The sequence below is a fragment of the Segeticoccus rhizosphaerae genome, assembly GCF_009192725.1.
GTDB classification, from domain to species: domain Bacteria; phylum Actinomycetota; class Actinomycetes; order Actinomycetales; family Dermatophilaceae; genus Segeticoccus; species Segeticoccus rhizosphaerae.
On record NZ_VOHR01000731.1, the window covers coordinates 1 to 552 of the forward strand.

The window sequence follows — 552 nt, forward strand, 5'->3', positions numbered from 1 at the left end:
CCCACCAGGCCGGGACAGCGACCGGCCGGGCCACTCAGAACGCGACGCCGGACGTCGCGCCCGGACGTTCCGCCGGCACCCAACGCCCGGCGCCTGCAACCGACCAGGCGGCCGGTTCCGGAGGCGAACAGGAGCCTCCGACGCGGCGACCGACCCGGCCCACCTAACAGCGACCGTCCACCACTGCGCTCGATCGCTGACTCAACGAGCTTCTGGAAGGGAGCGTCTCATCGTGACCAACTCTCCTGCCGCCGCGGGCAACCCGCCGACGGTGCGGTTCGGCCGCCGCGGCTCCCGCGGCCTGCTGCTGGGCTTCTCCGGCGCCCGGGTCGCCGCCATCACCGGCGCGATCGTCGTGTTCATCCCCTCCCTGTTCCTCGGCGGCCTCGCCGCAGTCAGCGTCACCGCCACCTTCTGGGTGAGCCTGCTACTGATCGCCTTCGTCCCATGGGCCGGCCAGCCCGCGATCGAGACCGCGCCCACCGCCGCCCACTACGCCGCCCGCCAAGCCGCCGGACAGTCGCGGTTCCTGGTGCGGCCGGACCGGCCTCG

1 pseudogene is annotated in these 552 nt (G+C 73.9%); it reads left to right on the forward strand.

The features are described from left to right. Positions 1 to 232: 232 nt before the first annotated feature. Positions 233 to 552, forward strand: a pseudogene (locus FRW57_RS22720) (SCO6880 family protein); the annotation flags it as partial.